Annotated in this window: 19 protein-coding genes; 3 read left to right on the top strand and 16 right to left on the bottom strand. The window is 44.2% G+C overall.

Going from position 1 to position 14,611, the window contains the following annotated elements; all coding sequences use genetic code 11:
• Nucleotide 1: 1 nt before the first annotated feature.
• The 4 genes from plsX to NSS87_RS13370 all read right to left on the bottom strand — a co-directional run bounded on the left by plsX (nt 2) and on the right by NSS87_RS13370 (nt 2,750).
• Entirely contained in the window at nt 2-991 is a 990-nt protein-coding gene (gene plsX, locus NSS87_RS13385) for a phosphate acyltransferase PlsX (RefSeq protein ID WP_042187701.1), read from the bottom strand.
• The gene (fapR, locus tag NSS87_RS13380) at nt 975-1,571 is read right to left on the bottom strand and encodes a transcription factor FapR (RefSeq protein ID WP_042127208.1); all 597 of its coding nucleotides are present in this window, start codon (nt 1,569-1,571) and stop codon (nt 975-977) included. Before fapR ends, plsX begins: the two co-directional genes overlap by 17 nt.
• A gap of 423 nt (nt 1,572-1,994) precedes the next feature.
• Nucleotides 1,995-2,168, bottom strand: a complete 174-nt coding sequence (gene rpmF, locus NSS87_RS13375; protein ID WP_019911234.1) for a 50S ribosomal protein L32 — start codon at nt 2,166-2,168, stop codon at nt 1,995-1,997.
• Between the two features lie 69 nt (nt 2,169-2,237).
• Nucleotides 2,238-2,750, bottom strand: coding sequence for a DUF177 domain-containing protein (locus NSS87_RS13370; RefSeq protein ID WP_042187699.1), 513 nt, complete (start codon nt 2,748-2,750; stop codon nt 2,238-2,240).
• A gap of 218 nt (nt 2,751-2,968) precedes the next feature.
• On the opposite strand from NSS87_RS13370, the gene NSS87_RS13365 reads away from it, so the two are divergent.
• Nucleotides 2,969-4,207 (top strand): nucleotidyltransferase, encoded by a 1,239-nt coding sequence (locus tag NSS87_RS13365; protein ID WP_042187697.1) that lies wholly within the window; start codon nt 2,969-2,971, stop codon nt 4,205-4,207.
• Here NSS87_RS13365 and NSS87_RS13360 read toward each other — a convergent pair.
• Nucleotides 4,197-5,234, bottom strand: a complete 1,038-nt coding sequence (locus NSS87_RS13360; RefSeq protein ID WP_042187695.1) for a SepM family pheromone-processing serine protease — start codon at nt 5,232-5,234, stop codon at nt 4,197-4,199. The genes NSS87_RS13365 and NSS87_RS13360 overlap by 11 nt on opposite strands.
• 152 nt (nt 5,235-5,386) lie before the next feature.
• On the opposite strand from NSS87_RS13360, the gene NSS87_RS13355 reads away from it, so the two are divergent.
• The gene (locus NSS87_RS13355) at nt 5,387-6,613 is read left to right on the top strand and encodes a nucleoside recognition domain-containing protein (protein WP_339247693.1); all 1,227 of its coding nucleotides are present in this window, start codon (nt 5,387-5,389) and stop codon (nt 6,611-6,613) included.
• On the opposite strand, the gene coaD is transcribed toward NSS87_RS13355, so the two are convergent.
• The 8 genes from coaD to NSS87_RS13315 all read right to left on the bottom strand — a co-directional run bounded on the left by coaD (nt 6,585) and on the right by NSS87_RS13315 (nt 12,182).
• Nucleotides 6,585-7,103 (bottom strand): pantetheine-phosphate adenylyltransferase, encoded by a 519-nt coding sequence (coaD, locus tag NSS87_RS13350; RefSeq protein ID WP_076282781.1) that lies wholly within the window; start codon nt 7,101-7,103, stop codon nt 6,585-6,587. The two genes, NSS87_RS13355 and coaD, sit on opposite strands and share 29 nt — an antisense overlap.
• Nucleotides 7,087-7,695 carry a 16S rRNA (guanine(966)-N(2))-methyltransferase RsmD gene (gene rsmD, locus NSS87_RS13345; RefSeq protein ID WP_060624086.1) on the bottom strand — a complete coding sequence of 203 codons (609 nt, stop codon included), beginning with the start codon at nt 7,693-7,695 and terminating at the stop codon, nt 7,087-7,089. The genes coaD and rsmD overlap by 17 nt, the downstream gene beginning before the upstream one ends.
• A gap of 592 nt (nt 7,696-8,287) precedes the next feature.
• Nucleotides 8,288-8,743, bottom strand: coding sequence for a DUF6773 family protein (locus NSS87_RS13340; protein ID WP_042187687.1), 456 nt, complete (start codon nt 8,741-8,743; stop codon nt 8,288-8,290).
• 377 nt (nt 8,744-9,120) lie between these two features.
• Nucleotides 9,121-9,225, bottom strand: coding sequence for a sporulation protein YjcZ (locus NSS87_RS13335; RefSeq protein ID WP_081951108.1), 105 nt, complete (start codon nt 9,223-9,225; stop codon nt 9,121-9,123).
• A gap of 120 nt (nt 9,226-9,345) precedes the next feature.
• Nucleotides 9,346-9,768 carry a hypothetical protein gene (locus NSS87_RS13330; protein ID WP_042187685.1) on the bottom strand — a complete coding sequence of 141 codons (423 nt, stop codon included), beginning with the start codon at nt 9,766-9,768 and terminating at the stop codon, nt 9,346-9,348.
• Nucleotides 9,769-9,879: 111 nt separating this feature from the next.
• Nucleotides 9,880-10,164 carry a holin gene (locus tag NSS87_RS13325; RefSeq protein ID WP_339247685.1) on the bottom strand — a complete coding sequence of 95 codons (285 nt, stop codon included), beginning with the start codon at nt 10,162-10,164 and terminating at the stop codon, nt 9,880-9,882.
• Between the two features lie 20 nt (nt 10,165-10,184).
• Nucleotides 10,185-10,994 carry a glycoside hydrolase family 73 protein gene (locus NSS87_RS13320; protein ID WP_339247683.1) on the bottom strand — a complete coding sequence of 270 codons (810 nt, stop codon included), beginning with the start codon at nt 10,992-10,994 and terminating at the stop codon, nt 10,185-10,187.
• A 579-nt stretch (nt 10,995-11,573) separates the two neighbouring features.
• The gene (locus NSS87_RS13315) at nt 11,574-12,182 is read right to left on the bottom strand and encodes a pentapeptide repeat-containing protein (protein ID WP_042187679.1); all 609 of its coding nucleotides are present in this window, start codon (nt 12,180-12,182) and stop codon (nt 11,574-11,576) included.
• 123 nt (nt 12,183-12,305) lie between these two features.
• Here NSS87_RS13315 and NSS87_RS13310 point away from each other — a divergent pair, with 123 nt between their 5' ends.
• Nucleotides 12,306-12,686: a PilZ domain-containing protein gene (locus NSS87_RS13310; protein WP_042187677.1), complete on the top strand. Its 381-nt coding sequence runs from the start codon at nt 12,306-12,308 to the stop codon at nt 12,684-12,686.
• Nucleotides 12,687-12,799: 113 nt separating this feature from the next.
• Here NSS87_RS13310 and NSS87_RS13305 read toward each other — a convergent pair whose 3' ends face one another.
• Genes NSS87_RS13305 through NSS87_RS13295 form a run of 3 tightly spaced genes read right to left on the bottom strand, consistent with a single transcriptional unit; the run spans nt 12,800 to nt 14,611 of the window.
• The gene (locus NSS87_RS13305; protein ID WP_042187675.1) at nt 12,800-13,528 is read right to left on the bottom strand and encodes a hypothetical protein; all 729 of its coding nucleotides are present in this window, start codon (nt 13,526-13,528) and stop codon (nt 12,800-12,802) included.
• Entirely contained in the window at nt 13,522-14,223 is a 702-nt protein-coding gene (locus tag NSS87_RS13300; RefSeq protein WP_339247678.1) for an ABC transporter ATP-binding protein, read from the bottom strand. The genes NSS87_RS13305 and NSS87_RS13300 overlap by 7 nt, the downstream gene beginning before the upstream one ends.
• 13 nt (nt 14,224-14,236) lie before the next feature.
• Nucleotides 14,237-14,611 carry a GntR family transcriptional regulator gene (locus NSS87_RS13295; protein WP_042187671.1) on the bottom strand — a complete coding sequence of 125 codons (375 nt, stop codon included), beginning with the start codon at nt 14,609-14,611 and terminating at the stop codon, nt 14,237-14,239.

The raw sequence follows: 14,611 nt of genomic DNA, 5'->3' as shown, positions 1-14,611 counted from the left end.
CTCACTTCCCGCTAATTTCCTTGGATATACTTGGCACAAGATCGGCTTGTAGAGCAATCCGCGCTTGTCTTACCGCATTCTTAACTGCATTTCCGTCAGAAGATCCGTGGCCCTTAACTACCAATCCGCTAAGACCGAGTAGTGGTGCACCACCGTGCTCTTTGTAATCCATTTTACCCTTTAAAGCTCTAAGCTCCGGCATCAGCATAGCCGCGCCAAGCTTAGTCTTCAGGGAACGACTAAATTGCTCCTTGAGCAAAGAGAACAAAGCACCCGCCGTACCCTCAAGGGACTTTAGCAAAATATTACCGGCAAATCCATCGCAGACAAGCACATCGCAATTCCCTGTCAGTACGTCACGTGCCTCAACATTACCGATAAAATGAATGCCTGGCAAGTTCTCAAGCAGCGGATAAGCTTCTTTCGTCAGTTCGTTACCCTTTCCAGGCTCCGTCCCTACATTCAGAAGTCCCACACGCGGCTTAGCAATACCATGAACCTTGCTCCGGTAAATGCTGCCCATCAGCGCATATTGTACCAGATGTTCAGGCTTCGCATCCATGTTAGCACCAAGATCAAGAGCCAGTACGCCAACATCGTCAAGCGTTGGAATCATAGGCGCCAGTGCAGGACGTTCAATCCCCTGCATCCGGCCAACTACGAGGAGTCCTGTGGTCATTAGTGCACCCGTGTTACCAGACGAAATCATAGCATCTGCTTCACCTTCACGCACCATTCGTCCAGCTACAACCATGGATGAGTCTTTTTTACGACGAACTGCCTTAACCGGCTCTTCATCAGAACCAATGACGTCTCCTGCATGACGTATTGTCAGATTAGATGGCTTGTCTTTGAGTAGTGGCTCTAATCTGGCTTCGTCACCAACGAGCACAATCTGCGTATCTTTCCATTCCGCGGCCGCGGACAACGCCCCCTCGACATTACATTCAGGAGCGTTGTCCCCGCCCATGGCATCAATGGCGATCAGCACTATGGTTACCCCCTTCACTGTGTTCATCATTTGCGGACCGATACACTATAAAATGGCCCTGAAACACTAGTTCTTCTCCGACATAGGTGAATACGTCCACCTCTGCTTTGCCACCCCTACCGGCGAGTGACCGCACCTGTGCTTTGGCAATACACTTCTCACCTAGCTGAACTGTGCGTACAAAACGTATATCGGCTGAAGCGGTCAGAGCAATTTCATCGTTGATTACGGCAACCGCAAGCGAGTTCGCTTGAGCAAACACATAGTGACCACGAGCGATCCCATTTCTAGAGAACACATGGTCTTCGCGAATCTCAAATATCGAAATCCCACTCTTGTCCAATTGTAAATCCACAATGTCTCCGATGACTTCATCCGCAGGCAAAGAGCGCACCTGATCATAGGAGTGCTCTGCCATTTGCTTCATTCGTTCACGCAGTTCCGGTATCCCCAGCTCCATTCGGTCTAACCGAATCGTCTGAATGCTAACTTTTAGCTGACGAGTCAACTCCCGATCCGTTACAAAAGGATTACCTGCGATTATATGTAGCAGCTGTTGCTGACGTTCTTTCTTGGACATCCGCTCGATTGCGGCTCACCTCCTGGCACGTGCCAAGCATAAACGCCTTCGGCGTCCTTATGGACGATAAGCGTTTAAGCGAGAAATATAAGACATCAAGTATAGGTGCATAACTTATACTTTCTTATATTTTAAAGAAAGCATTCGGCCGCTTGGATGGCCGCTGTTATATTAGGTCAAATAACCTCAAACATTATTTAGAACCAGGTACTAATATGTAGTATAAAGCATGCCGCACCAAAAATAAAGCATTGACTTCTGGGCGGCTTATGTTTGGATAAGCATAAACGCCTCAGCGTCCCTAATAGACGGTAAGCGTTTATGCAAAAAATATAAGGATAATGTATAGCGTGAAACTTATATATTCTTATATTTCAAAAAAAATAGTACTTCACCGATAGTGAAGTACTATTTATTCCGAAACTATTGTTTGATGATTTCTCTTGCTTTGTAAGTTCCGCAAACTTTACATACGTGGTGAGCCAATTTCAACTCTCCGCATTGTTCGCATTTCACCATGCCCGGCACAACCAACTTAAAGTGGGTGCGACGTTTGTCACGGCGTGTTTTAGACGTTCTACGTTGTGGTACTGCCATGTGTTCCACCTCCTTGTGATATTTCTGTCAGCCTGCTCCTCAGAGCAGAATGTGTTTTGTTGTAATGTTTCATTTGAAAAAGTCTTTCAACCCAGCGAGTCGAGGATCGATCACTGTGTTGTCGCAACTGCAGGTGCCTTCGTTCAAGTTCTGTCCGCATTTCTGACAAAGACCAAGACAGTCTGCCTTGCACAATACCGAATCCGGTAAGTGCAGTACGAAATTTTCTTCCACATAAGGAATAAGATCCACAACCTCATCCTTGACGTAAATGAGTTCCTCATCTTCGTCATCATCTGGAAGAACTGGCTGCTTTAGCCACTTGAAAGTCTCAGCAAAAGGAATGTTCAAATCACTTTTGACCTCCGTGAGACAACGTGAACATAACATGTCCACATCTCCACTCAGTTTTCCCACCACGTTCACACAATCGGTTCCCGCGGGCAGCGCTTTAAGGTCCACTGAGAGCGGAGCAACAGCTAGAATATCCTTGCGCCCTTTGACTACCTCGCTGACATCCACAACATCGTGAATATGTAACGGTTCGTCGGCATTCGCTAATTTGCGAAAGTGAATCTGCATAACTTATCACTCCCAAACAAACAAAATTTATTATACCTAGTATTATATACCTTTGTCAACCATTTTCCCTTTATATTGTTTCAGGAATTGGAGAGAATTATGATATAACTATTAGTGTAAATCAAAATGACAGCATATGCGAACTGAGTTTCTAAATATTAATCCTACTAATCTCCACTTATATTTTAAATAATGGTTACATACGGAGGGAAGCAGCAGTGACAACAGTTGGAATAATAGCAGAATACAATCCATTACATAACGGACATGTCCATCACTTCACCGAAGCCAAAAGACTATCTGGCGCTGAGCGCGCCATCGTCGTCATGAGCGGTCCCTTTACTCAGCGCGGCGAGCCGGCGGCGGTAAGCAAGCAAGCCCGGACAGAGATGGCGCTACGAATGGGCGCCGACCTCGTCATTGAGCTGCCGGTGGCCTATGCTGTACAGCCGGCAGAATGGTTCGCCTTCGGAGCAGTTGCACTGCTGGAAGCGACCGGAGTCGTGGACAGCTTGTGCTTCGGCTCCGAAGCCGGCACTTTGGGTTCGCTGCTTCCTCTGGCCAGGTATCTGGCAGAGGAAAGCAGCGAACTTCAGAGCGAGATCCGCCGCCGCATGGCGCTCGGAGCGAGCTTCCCCGCCGCGTACAGCGCAGCGGCGGCGGTGGCCTTTGAAGGGACTCTCCATGAAGAGGAGAGTCCCGGCGATGCTGGCGAGTTGCTGCGTCAGCCGAATAACAGCCTTGGCTTGCATTATCTCATCGCCTTGCAGCGGCTAAATAGCAAGATCGAGCCGCTAACCGTTCCGCGAACGGCAGCCGGATTCCATGATCCTTTGCAAGTTGACTCATCGATCGCAAGCGCCACTGCTATTCGCAAGCTGCTGCAAGAAGGCGGCTCTCCAGCAGCATACATGCCGGATTATAGCGTGTCCATATTAGAAAGAGAGCATGCAGCAGGTAGAGGTCCTCTGGAATTGGAGCATTTCCGAGGTCCCCTCCGTCACCTGCTCTCTACACGTACCGCTGCCGAGCTACGAACCATCCAAGACATGAATGAAGGCTTGGAGAATAGAATCCTTCGCCTTATGCCCGATCTTGAGCAATTCTCTATCTCGGGTTTGCTTCAAGCCCTTAAGAGCAAGCGTTATACGCATACACGACTGCAACGTCTACTACTGCACATTTTGCTAAATCATACAAAGGAAGAAATGACCCCTTCTGTACTAGCGGAGGGGCCCGGATATATTCGAATCCTTGGTTTTAGAGAAAGTGGACGAGTTCTCCTTAAAGAGATGAAACAAAAAGCAACCTTACCCATCATCATGCGGCCGTCACTGTGCTCCCATCCACAACTTGAACGAGACCTTCAAGCCGCGTCTGCTTTCGCAGGAGCTTTTCGAGAACCGCACAGAACCGATCTGTATCGCGATTATTTGGAACCTCCGGTCATGGTTTGACCGGTAGTTCCTCCATATACTTCAGTGCTTCATCCAGTGTCGATACGGGTACCAACTTCATAGATGTGCCGATTTTATCAGCTTTCGTTTTGGCTTCGTCGTAATTCTTAACAGGAACGAAAAAAATCTCCGCCCCTTCTCGATCCGCAGCAACAATCTTATGCTTCACTCCACCGATAGCACCAACCACACCCTCAGCGTCGATCGTGCCCGTTCCTGCAACCCTATGACCTTTGGTTAAATCACCAGGCGTAAGCCGGTTGTAAATCTCCATAGTGAACATCAGTCCTGCAGAAGGTCCACCAACATTCGTATCCACAAAGCTGACCGCTTTGCCTTGTTCTTTAGGTTTTACCTTTTGAACTGCGGCTATAGTGACTCCAAAACCAGGTCGGACTGCAGAACCTTCTTTATCTTTGATCTCGACAAGTGTCACTTGTTCCTTTACTTCCTTACCGTTTCTTTGTAAAACAACAGCGACCTGATCACCGATTTTTTTGGTTGAAAGTAAAGCAGAAAGTGCTTCTGGATCGGGTACCTTCTGGCCTTCTACACTTATGATTCTGTCACCCGGCTGGAATTGTCCTTTATTACTGGCAACCGGAACTGAAAAAACATACAAATAATCCACAACATCCTCATACGGAATTCCTGCAGCATGATAGGCCGCCTGAACGGAGTAAGATTGCGAGCTGTTCATATAAAAAACCTGCTCCGCAGCATACTCATCTTCAGACTTATCTCCTAACCGTGTTTCTTTCCGCACAACCTCTGAATTGGAGTTAAAAACAGAGGCGACCAGTAACGCCACATTAGCGTAACTAGCAGATACTGTAGTCATCATGAAGGTTCCTTCTTCAGCTGGATCAGCATTTTCCACTTTAATCATAGGGGCAACTTCAGAGGCACTACCCGGTTGATATACAATGTACGGGGTGTTCATAAAAACAAATACATACACGATAACTACAAACGTAAAGAGGTAAGCTGTGGCACGGAATCCCGGCCGATGCTTCAACTGCTTCACTACTCTTCCCTTCTTTCCCACGGCACAATTAGGAGTTGAATGTTTGAACTTCATTACCGCTTCGACTAGTGGTTTGGCATGATGGTTGTCTACTCTGCATAAATTGATAACACATCCGCTATGCCTTAAGTTATGAAGAGGTGATTCTAGAAATGAACAATATTAAAATACGCCGGCTAGCTAGTCGCTCCACACCTTTTTTATCTGGGGTGATCGCAATCCTGTTAGCCATTGCCATCATTATCTCACCAGAAAGCTCTTTCGAGGCTTCTCTCCAAGGGTTAAAGCTCTGGTGGACACTCGTATTCCCTGCACTTCTACCCTTCTTGATGTTGTCTGAGATGCTAACCGCTTCGGGCTTCGCACATGGTTTCGGAGTGCTCCTGGAACCATTGATGAAAAAGGTCTTTCGACTACCTGGCGCGAGTGGTTGGACTTTGGCGCTTGGGATCACCGCTGGATTCCCCGGCGGGGCCGGAGGTGTAATGCAGCTTCATAGGCAGGGCAGCATTTCGGACAAGGAAGCCGCTCGTCTTGCTTCACTTACGCATTTCGCCAGTCCAGTAACCCTGCTCATTGTGATTGGTGTAGCTTTCCTACATAGTCCTACAGCAGGTTACTTTCTACTTGCTATCCACTGGGTTTCAGGACTTCTGGCCAGTTATACAGACGCTCTTTTAAATGGCCGGCTAGACAATCCGCAGCCTTCTGTAAAGGAACGCACGAATACCAAACGACCTTCTTTATATAGTCGTGTCCAATTTGCAGCCACTGAAGCCAGATCAAGAGATGGCCGAAGCTTCGGTAGACTTCTTGGGGAGTCAGTAGCTACAGCGGTACAAAATTTGATGGTTGTGGGCGGTTACATGATTATGTTCGCCGTGGTCATCAATATCATTACTACGGTACTTCCTGTATTGCCAGCCGCTCTGCCAGCGAGCTTGCTCGAGATTCATTTAGGAGCCGACGCTATAAGCAAAGGGCTCTCGAGCATCGGAGCCGGAGCATCAGGTGTACTAGGCTTGGCCTTACTCTCTGCTGCACTAGGCTGGAGCGGGCTCTGTGCGCAACTACAGGTGCTGACGTTGCTTAAACAAGCAAATGTCCGATTCCTCCCCTATGCTGTCGTTCGCCTGATGCACGGCGTTTATGCTTTTTTATTAACACTGCTACTATGGAAACCACTTTTAGTAATAAGTGAAGCCGCTTTGCCTGCACTCGCTGATTCACAATCCATACCAAACAGAACCATTAATGTAACTGCCATATGGAGCTCTTTTCCACAGTTGCTTAGTTTGCAATCGCTTCTGCTAATCATCCTACTGGCATTATCCGCAACGATCTATCTCGTTAGCGCTTTTCGCCATCGGCTCGATTAAATTTAAGCTTCATCGCCTGTTCCACCTCAGGCGTCACGAAGTCAGACACATTCCCACCAAAATGGGCAATTTCTTTTACAACGCTGGAGCTTAAATAGGAATATTTCGGATTAGTCATCATAAAGATCGTTTCCGCATCCGGATCCAGACTATGGTTGATGGATGCGTTTTGCAGTTCATATTCAAAGTCAGTTACGGTACGAATACCACGTACAATGACTTGAGCATCTTTTTGACGAACATAATTGACTAATAGATCTCTAAAGCTGTCGATTTCCACATTGGGAATATCAGCTGTTGCCTGTCTTAAAAGCTCTGTCCGCTCTTCTACAGTAAACAGCGGGTTCTTACTCAAATTATTAAGCACCGTTACGATTAAACGGTCGAATTGCTTGGATGCGCGCCGAATAATATCCATATGTCCCATAGTCACGGGATCAAAGGTGCCTGGATAGATGGCAACACGTTCTTTTCTAATTTGCTGACTCATTCTCTACCTCCTCACCAGTCTCGCTTTCCACAGAAGGATTAGCTTCATACTGATAAATAGAAATTGTCGTTTCTCCGTATACGGCCTGACGCAGCCTATAAAATCCTGGAATATCCTCAGGATAGGCATAACTTGATTCATGCTCCAGAACAATGATTGCGTCCTCTTGCAGCATTCCTTTTTCTACCATAGATAGCATCAGCTCATCTCCGTGCTTCAATCGGTAGGGAGGATCTAGAAAAACTAAATCAAAAACACGTCCCCGCTTCTCCAATGCACTGAGTGCTCTTCCTGCTTCATTTCGGTACACTTGCGCACTCGCTTCAAGATTAGTCGCCTTCAAATTGGCACGAATAGTGTCAATACTCTTGGGATCCATATCTACAAATACGGCACTTTCCATCCCTCTGCTTAAAGCTTCGATACCCAAACCACCTGTACCTGCGAACAAATCCAGTACCGCTCCACCTTCAAAATATGGACCGATCATACTGAATACAGCTTCCTTCACCTTATCGGTTGTAGGTCTTGTTCCACTTCCCGGCACACTTTTTAGTGGTCTTCCTTTTGCACTTCCCGATACCACTCTCACCGTCAATCACCCGCTCTATGTCTCTGTTTGTTATACCCAAAAGGGCATAAGTCCACGCCTATCGTAACACATTTGCGCGATGAAATAAAAAATTTGTCTAGATATGAAAAATGGAAAGATCAAGACTATTCTGATAAATAAGTCTTCCTTATGTATAAGACTGGGCTTCCAGGGACATCATGTAATTATCGACACCACAAATGTCGTAGACAACCGCGGAGCAGGCTTACGTTTCCCCATAAGCTCTTCGTCCGGTTTCTCCTCTCCCATGAAAGGGGCCCTAGAGATAGGGCCCCGAATTTATGTTTAAAGACATTAAAAGTTATTATTATATATGGAATAACCAATACAAAATCACTAGTTTCGGACAATGAGTAAGAAGAACGCACACAGTGGCTTGTGAATGCTGCCACCTTAGGAATACCCCAAATTTCTGCAATTGCCTCTTGGCTCAAAGATCACGGTCATAGGGAAATATAGGCTCTCGTGCTTATCCTTTCGGAGATCTGCGACGTGCCATATTTTCAGCAGCGTATTCAACTCCCTCCGATAAAATTAAAGCTCATAGATGAGGATGAAAAATCCGCGCATTTCATTCAACTGTATCATCACTACCTAATTCATCATCGATTTGCTGTTGTCTTTTTTTGTTTATATTCCGTAACACTAGGTGTGTAAGAAAATAAACAATTGTAAAAGATACAAAGATTAAAATAATGCTCCATACATTTCTTTCTCCCGCCAAAACTATAAGCAACGAAACACAAATTCCGCCTGAAATAATGCTGTTTATGAGCAGCTTTTTATTTGTGTTTCTTCGGGAATCCCAAATATCAACACCAACAGACAAGTGCCGTATCGTTATATATATTCCACTACCAATTAAACAGAAAAACTCGACTGCAAATTGCTCAAACGGAGCATTCATTATGAATTGTTGAATCAGTACTGAAATCAGCAAACAATATACTAATATTTGATAAGCATCACTTTGAATCGTTCTTCTTTGAGATACAATTCGTTCATCATTCATTTTACTTTTTTTCATTATTATCCCTCCCTATAACCAGAATTATAATATATTTATTACATAATGCAATTTATATATTGCATTTAAATGTGAATAAAAAGCAAACTCACACAATAAATTCGCTAAAGAGTATATACATCACAAAAGGACCACCTTTCGGCAGCCCTTTGTTAGACAGTCACGTTCGGGGTTACATGATAGAAATAAAAGCTTCCCACCGTTACGACAATGATTAATACTACAATAATGGAAGAAATCCGGATCAGCATTTTTTATGTACTTCAATACGAGAGTAGAATCCTAACGACTTTTGCTTTGCATGGCATAAATCGAAATAGTACCATAAAGAAAGTCTGCTTCCAGCACGAATGCCAGAAGCAGACTTTTTTATATCTTTAGAATATGCATGCGCTCGTAATAATAACTAACAAGATGAACAACACTAAGATTGCGCCTGTGGAAGTAAAAGCGCCACCAACCCCGCCAAATTCTGCACCCATGAGAAGACCTCCTCCGTATTTTAGAATACATCATAAGATATGTAATCATCTTCTTAGAAGATTGGGCGAACGGTTAAAAAAAGACCCCACTGGCAACCAGTGAGGTTAAATGCTCTGCAATTAATCAGAAACTAAAATACCGTCAAAGCTTTCTGGACCCACACGAACTGTGCCGAGTAGATTAGATGAAACAAATGCTGTATAAGTGAGTTGAGGTGTGATTGCAGGTAAGAAATCGTCTGCTGAAAAGGTTATGACTTGCGGAGCCAAAATACTTAGACCAAAAGTTGAAGTAGCAGAATATATAAGCGGATCGGTCGGCAAGGTTCCCCTTACAATCGTAATTGTGATACCCACTAAAGCTAAAGGAAGCGTTACAGAGATCGTTCCTTTAAGCAGCACACGCGGATTTGTAGTCACTCCTGCAGTCAACAACCCAATCTGTCCAAACAGCTGTGGAGTATTTAGAACGGTTATAGGAATGGCTATAGAGTTGGCGAGGCTGGCATTTTGCGACGTTCTTGCATCAAGATAAGTTCCCATTGTTGCACCCCCTTTATAATTGACATAAGATAATATATTAGGGTTCTCGATAGATTGCATAGTCACAATACCTGTATAAAACGATTGTTTTATATAACTGATAGGCCGAGTCTATTTATCATCTGTTTTGGTTCCATCCCTTTTGTTAAAAGCAAGCTCAAATAACCCCGTCGCCGAAAGTCCTGCTAGCCCTCCAGCCCATAGCCGCAGGATCAGATTCATATCAGTGAACGGATAGGCCACTGCTCCAACCAGCAAGCCAATAGCTAATCCAACAACCGGTACAATATTCCGCGGAAGTCGCACGCTATTCTTCACAAGTTGTACAAGTGCCATTACGAAAACAGCCAGCACAGAAGCAAAGGCAAGCACACTGTTGAGAGCATCATTATACATGGTGTTTAATCCTCCTTATTTCATTTTCCACTACCAGAAGCAAGTAAGCCTGCACGGTTCAGCACTGTTATTATGCGATAGAAGTCATAACTGCCACCTGACGGTGTATCTAGCAGCCCTGCAGCACTCGCTGCCTTTACTGCCGCTTCAGCCCATGGGGGTACATTCATCACTGCTCGGTCTTCAATTAAAGTCACACGATCTGAAAGCTTAGTAATCGACTGACCTTGTTCCTGCATACCTGTTTTTAGCGTATCCTTGCTATCCGTAAGGCTCACAATAAGAGCACGCAATTCTTTTATTTCCGTTTCCAGACTAGCCAGCCTTTGTTTATCCTCTGCCGACATTTCGTCATCACCTTCCTTGGCTTCATCATCATATTTATACAGATTGTAGGTATTCATGATTTGGATTAGCTTTGCTGCATAGTTTGGGTCGGTAGCATAACCAGCGGCAGCAATCTCTTGTGCGGCTACCTTGCCACTAGCACCAAGCACTTTGCTGTAAAGATTACGATTCCACGAAACACCATTCACAATCAACGCGGAATGATCCGCAACAGATTCTCCCCAGTTGTTATAGGCCCGAAAAAGAGCTTCTACTTTAACAGCTTTACCATTAACATATTCAGTAGTTTGCACAGTAATACTACCGGCTGGTCCGCTACCTTTAATCCCAAACAAATTGTTGGCCTTAACAGTCAATCCGCTGCTGCCAAAGCCCGATTCCAGCGCCGCTTGAGCTATCGTTAGCGATGCCGGAATCTTGCTGATCTGCATGTCCTTTACAGCAAAATTTGCGATCTTCGCAATAAACTCGGTCTCCGTCATTTCATCACTTCCTCTCCTTTTATTAAATGCTGACCATAATGAAATGCTTGTGCATATCCCTACTAATAGAGCGTCATTGCTAGATTCCATTCAAAATAAACGTCAAAACACGCGCCCAAAGAGCGCGTGTTAGTATTTGATAATTCGAATGTGACATAAGTAGCTGAAAAGAATTAAATGAAGCATGCAACTAACATAGGGCTATTGGTCCTGCTCACATGAGCAATTTACTTCTCGTAGATTCATAATATGTAATTATAAGTAAAATTGTCTTGAAGTTTCATTAAAACTAGCGTAACATATAGTATTAATTGACTATATAGGAGGGTCTAATAGACTATGCCTTCATATTACTTTAGAGAACTATGGACACCCTTACGCTGGGTAGGCATTAAATTTTTCCGTGATGACGAAGGTTTTCTTTGGATTAAATGGTGGGCCAAACCCAGAAAAAGACTGCGTTAACCGTTAAGCAAGCAAATATACATAAGAAGTTTCATACAATGTGCATATGTATTTCTTGATAACAATCTAAAGGGGCATCAACCGCTACAACATTAGCAGCTGATGCCCCTATTCCTAGTTCCCTACCTTAGCCCCAAAAGAGCGTGCTAACAGTACAGCCTGATCTATATCCATACGAACACCCTGCAGATCCAAACTTTTCAAATCAATTCCTTCAACAATAGCATCCCGTAGGTCAGCCCCCTTAAGCTTGCATTGAGACAGCTGTACACGGCTCAGATCAGCCCCTCGAAGATCACTTTTTTGCAAATTACAACCCATTAGATCGGCCTCAGTAAATCGAATCCCGCGCAGATCCTGTCTGCTAAGATTGGTATGTCTCAGGTTCGTGTAGGACCAGTCCCCGCCGATAAGTGTGATCCCGTCCAAATAAGCATTTGAGAAATCAGAGCCTACCATTTTACAATCTTCAAATTTCGATACGAACAGATTCGCACCCGTGAACTTACAGTTAGTAAAAGCCGTGCCTTTATGGTGTGATGCATTGAGCATGGCTCCAGTAAAATCGCAATCTATAAATCGGCAGCCGATGGAAGTCATCTCTTCCATAGAGCTTCCCTTGAAGGAACACTGCTCAAATGTACAGTTATTTAGTTCCCCGTCCTGTAGACTTCCTTGGTCAAAATTGTGTTTTTGGAACGTTTCATTAAGGTATTGGTACATGTTAAGTCTCATCACCTTCATTAGGATTAAATAAATTTATTCTTATTAAAAATAGCACTTTAGTAGATTGTTCTCAACAATCTCTTTCGATATAATTGCAAATAAACGATATGGAGGGAAATTATGGATGTGTCCAGCAGGAAAGAACCATTTCGCTATGTAATGAACCAGCCGCTTGAATGCTGGATTGAAGTTCCAATAAGTAGTAGCGGTCCGGGTGCCGGAAAGCTAACAGAAGCTGTGTTGCTCGATCTTAGCCGATCTGGCTGCAAAGTGCGCACCCCCCTGAATCTTCGATTCACGGCGGGCGATACAAAGCTAGTAATTCATCTTCAATTAAACGAAGAAAAGCTTCAACTCGTGGGTAGCGTCCGTTGGGGCTGGATGTTCGGACTCGGCCAATACCAATATGGAGTTAAACTTAAATTGAACGAGGACGAAGAAGAACAGCTACATAGAGAACTCGATATATGGACAGCCTCTCTAAATGTAGAGGGCCTGTAGAATTCTACATAACAGATGCCCTTCTCATGGAAGGGCGTCTTTTTTTTGCATAAAAACGAAGACAAAGCTAATCGCTCTGCCTTCGTTCTAAAAAGCGTTATTTCACCGTGTACCTAGGACTCCACTCTTTTTTTAACGAGCTTAACAATAGCAAATACTAGAATCGTAATAATCACAGCTTCGAACAGGGTAGGAAGTAAGCCAAGAACATACTGAGAGATCTCAATATCATTTAATTTAGCGGCCTCATCCGTCACTTCAAATCGAAAAGCTCTTTCCAAAGTGATATTTTTATGATCGAACATCGATGACTCTAATAAAGAAATTATATACTGTATTACAAAAAAAACGGCTATCCCAATCCATACTCTTCCTTTCACTCTCACACTCATTGCAACGGTCATGGAGAACATCACGAGCAACATAGAGTAGGCGGAAGCCCAAAAGACAATTAGCACTGTATATGCGGAAATCAGCCAAAATTTTTCCGGTAAAAACGAAGTTGAAAACATCATAATATCTACTGCTAAATGAATATAAGCGACTAGAAATAAACCGAGTAACGACCCTAAAAACAGCATTACTGGTGAGAGAACGGTATACAGGACTGGTACTGGCACAAGCCTCCGATTGAATAATCTCAGGTTCTGACCGAAGGTGCGCAGACTAAAAAAGAGAAGCACTACACCTGCTACTGCATAGGAAGTGATGTTCATCATGAACATATCTTGATCTGATTGAACAGTAAATCCTATCACAAACTGCACAAGAATGGTGATTACAAAAACAGCAAGAAACTTATCCCTATCTCGTCTAAAATCATACTTCACTAGCTTTAGCATTCTGCGTACACCTCTCTGAACAGTTCGTCTATGCTTTTACCTTGGCGCAGCCGGATATCTTCTACCGCCGTATGCATCACAATTTCTCCCTCTTTTATAAAAATCACATCATCAAAGATCCGCTCGATATCCGATACTAAATGAGTAGAAAGGAGAATGGTGCTGTCCTCTTCATAAAACTCTACTAACGCGTTTAGAATTTTAGTTCTAGCTACTGGATCAACACCACCGATTGGCTCATCCAGTAAATACAGGCTAGCTCGACGTGATAAAGCAAGTGTAAGCTGTAGACGTTCATTCATCCCTTTGGACAAATCCTTCACCTTATCTTGAGCTCTTAGCTTCATAAACTCCAACATTCGAGAAGCCTTAGTCTGATCAAAATCCGGATAGAAATCACTTTGGAACTTTAGAGCATCCTTAACATTCATCCAGGATTCTGTAAGCGGCTTATCGGGCATAAATGACACTACTGCTTTACTATCTAAGCCTACAGCCCCTCCAATAATGGATACACGACCGGAAGTAGGCTGTGCAAGCCCAGCAATGATTTTCATTAGTGTACTTTTACCGCTGCCGTTACTGCCCAGCAGTCCCGTGATTTTACCCGCACTCAGATTAAAGGATACTCCGCGGAGGGCGTGCTTAGATCTATATTTTTTTGTAACGTCATGAATCTCAAGTATATTTTCCAACTTGCTTCCCCTCCTATTCTCCATCCTTGTTTCGGATACTCTCTGCAACTGCCGCTAAAATATCTTCACCTTGAAAACCAAGGTCCTGCATGCCACGAATGAAACGATCTAGTACATCCTTTGCCATTTCTTTTTTGATGGTCAAAATAGTTCCTTCATTACTAGTGACGTATCTTCCCATTCCACGCCGGGTCTCCACGATTTCTTCACGCTCCAGTTCCTGAAAGGTTCTTTGTACTGTATTCGGATTAATCTGCAGTTCATTGGCAAGCTCTCGTACCGAGAGAATTTTATCTCCTGGTTTTAACTTACCTGTGACGATTTCTCCTTTGATGTAATTCATGATCTGAATATAAATCGGCAGGTTGTTATCGAATTCGATTGTCAT

Origin of the sequence: Paenibacillus sp. FSL F4-0243, assembly GCF_037963295.1 — a bacterium.
Taxonomy (GTDB): Bacteria; Bacillota; Bacilli; order Paenibacillales; family Paenibacillaceae; genus Paenibacillus_AQ.
Note: the sequence above shows the minus strand (reverse complement) of the source record. Positions and strands in the feature narration are given on the sequence as shown.

Excerpts from the sequence above, each read along its gene's own strand:
- NSS87_RS13295 (WP_042187671.1), bottom strand. The coding sequence starts at position 14,611 with ATGACAATCGAATTCGATAACAACCTGCCGATTTATATTCAGATCATG.
- NSS87_RS13320 (WP_339247683.1), bottom strand. The coding sequence starts at position 10,994 with ATGACGGAGACCGAGTTTATTGCGAAGATCGCAAATTTTGCTGTAAAG.
- NSS87_RS13315 (WP_042187679.1), bottom strand. The coding sequence starts at position 12,182 with ATGTACCAATACCTTAATGAAACGTTCCAAAAACACAATTTTGACCAA.
- rpmF (WP_019911234.1), bottom strand. The coding sequence starts at position 2,168 with ATGGCAGTACCACAACGTAGAACGTCTAAAACACGCCGTGACAAACGT.
- NSS87_RS13325 (WP_339247685.1), bottom strand. The coding sequence starts at position 10,164 with ATGTATAATGATGCTCTCAACAGTGTGCTTGCCTTTGCTTCTGTGCTG.
- NSS87_RS13340 (WP_042187687.1), bottom strand. The coding sequence starts at position 8,743 with ATGAAAAAAAGTAAAATGAATGATGAACGAATTGTATCTCAAAGAAGA.
- NSS87_RS13370 (WP_042187699.1), bottom strand. The coding sequence starts at position 2,750 with ATGCAGATTCACTTTCGCAAATTAGCGAATGCCGACGAACCGTTACAT.
- NSS87_RS13310 (WP_042187677.1), top strand. The coding sequence starts at position 12,306 with ATGGATGTGTCCAGCAGGAAAGAACCATTTCGCTATGTAATGAACCAG.
- NSS87_RS13330 (WP_042187685.1), bottom strand. The coding sequence starts at position 9,768 with ATGGGAACTTATCTTGATGCAAGAACGTCGCAAAATGCCAGCCTCGCC.
- NSS87_RS13305 (WP_042187675.1), bottom strand. The coding sequence starts at position 13,528 with ATGCTAAAGCTAGTGAAGTATGATTTTAGACGAGATAGGGATAAGTTT.
- coaD (WP_076282781.1), bottom strand. The coding sequence starts at position 7,103 with ATGAGTCAGCAAATTAGAAAAGAACGTGTTGCCATCTATCCAGGCACC.
- NSS87_RS13335 (WP_081951108.1), bottom strand. The coding sequence starts at position 9,225 with ATGGGTGCAGAATTTGGCGGGGTTGGTGGCGCTTTTACTTCCACAGGC.
- fapR (WP_042127208.1), bottom strand. The coding sequence starts at position 1,571 with ATGTCCAAGAAAGAACGTCAGCAACAGCTGCTACATATAATCGCAGGT.
- NSS87_RS13355 (WP_339247693.1), top strand. The coding sequence starts at position 5,387 with ATGAACAATATTAAAATACGCCGGCTAGCTAGTCGCTCCACACCTTTT.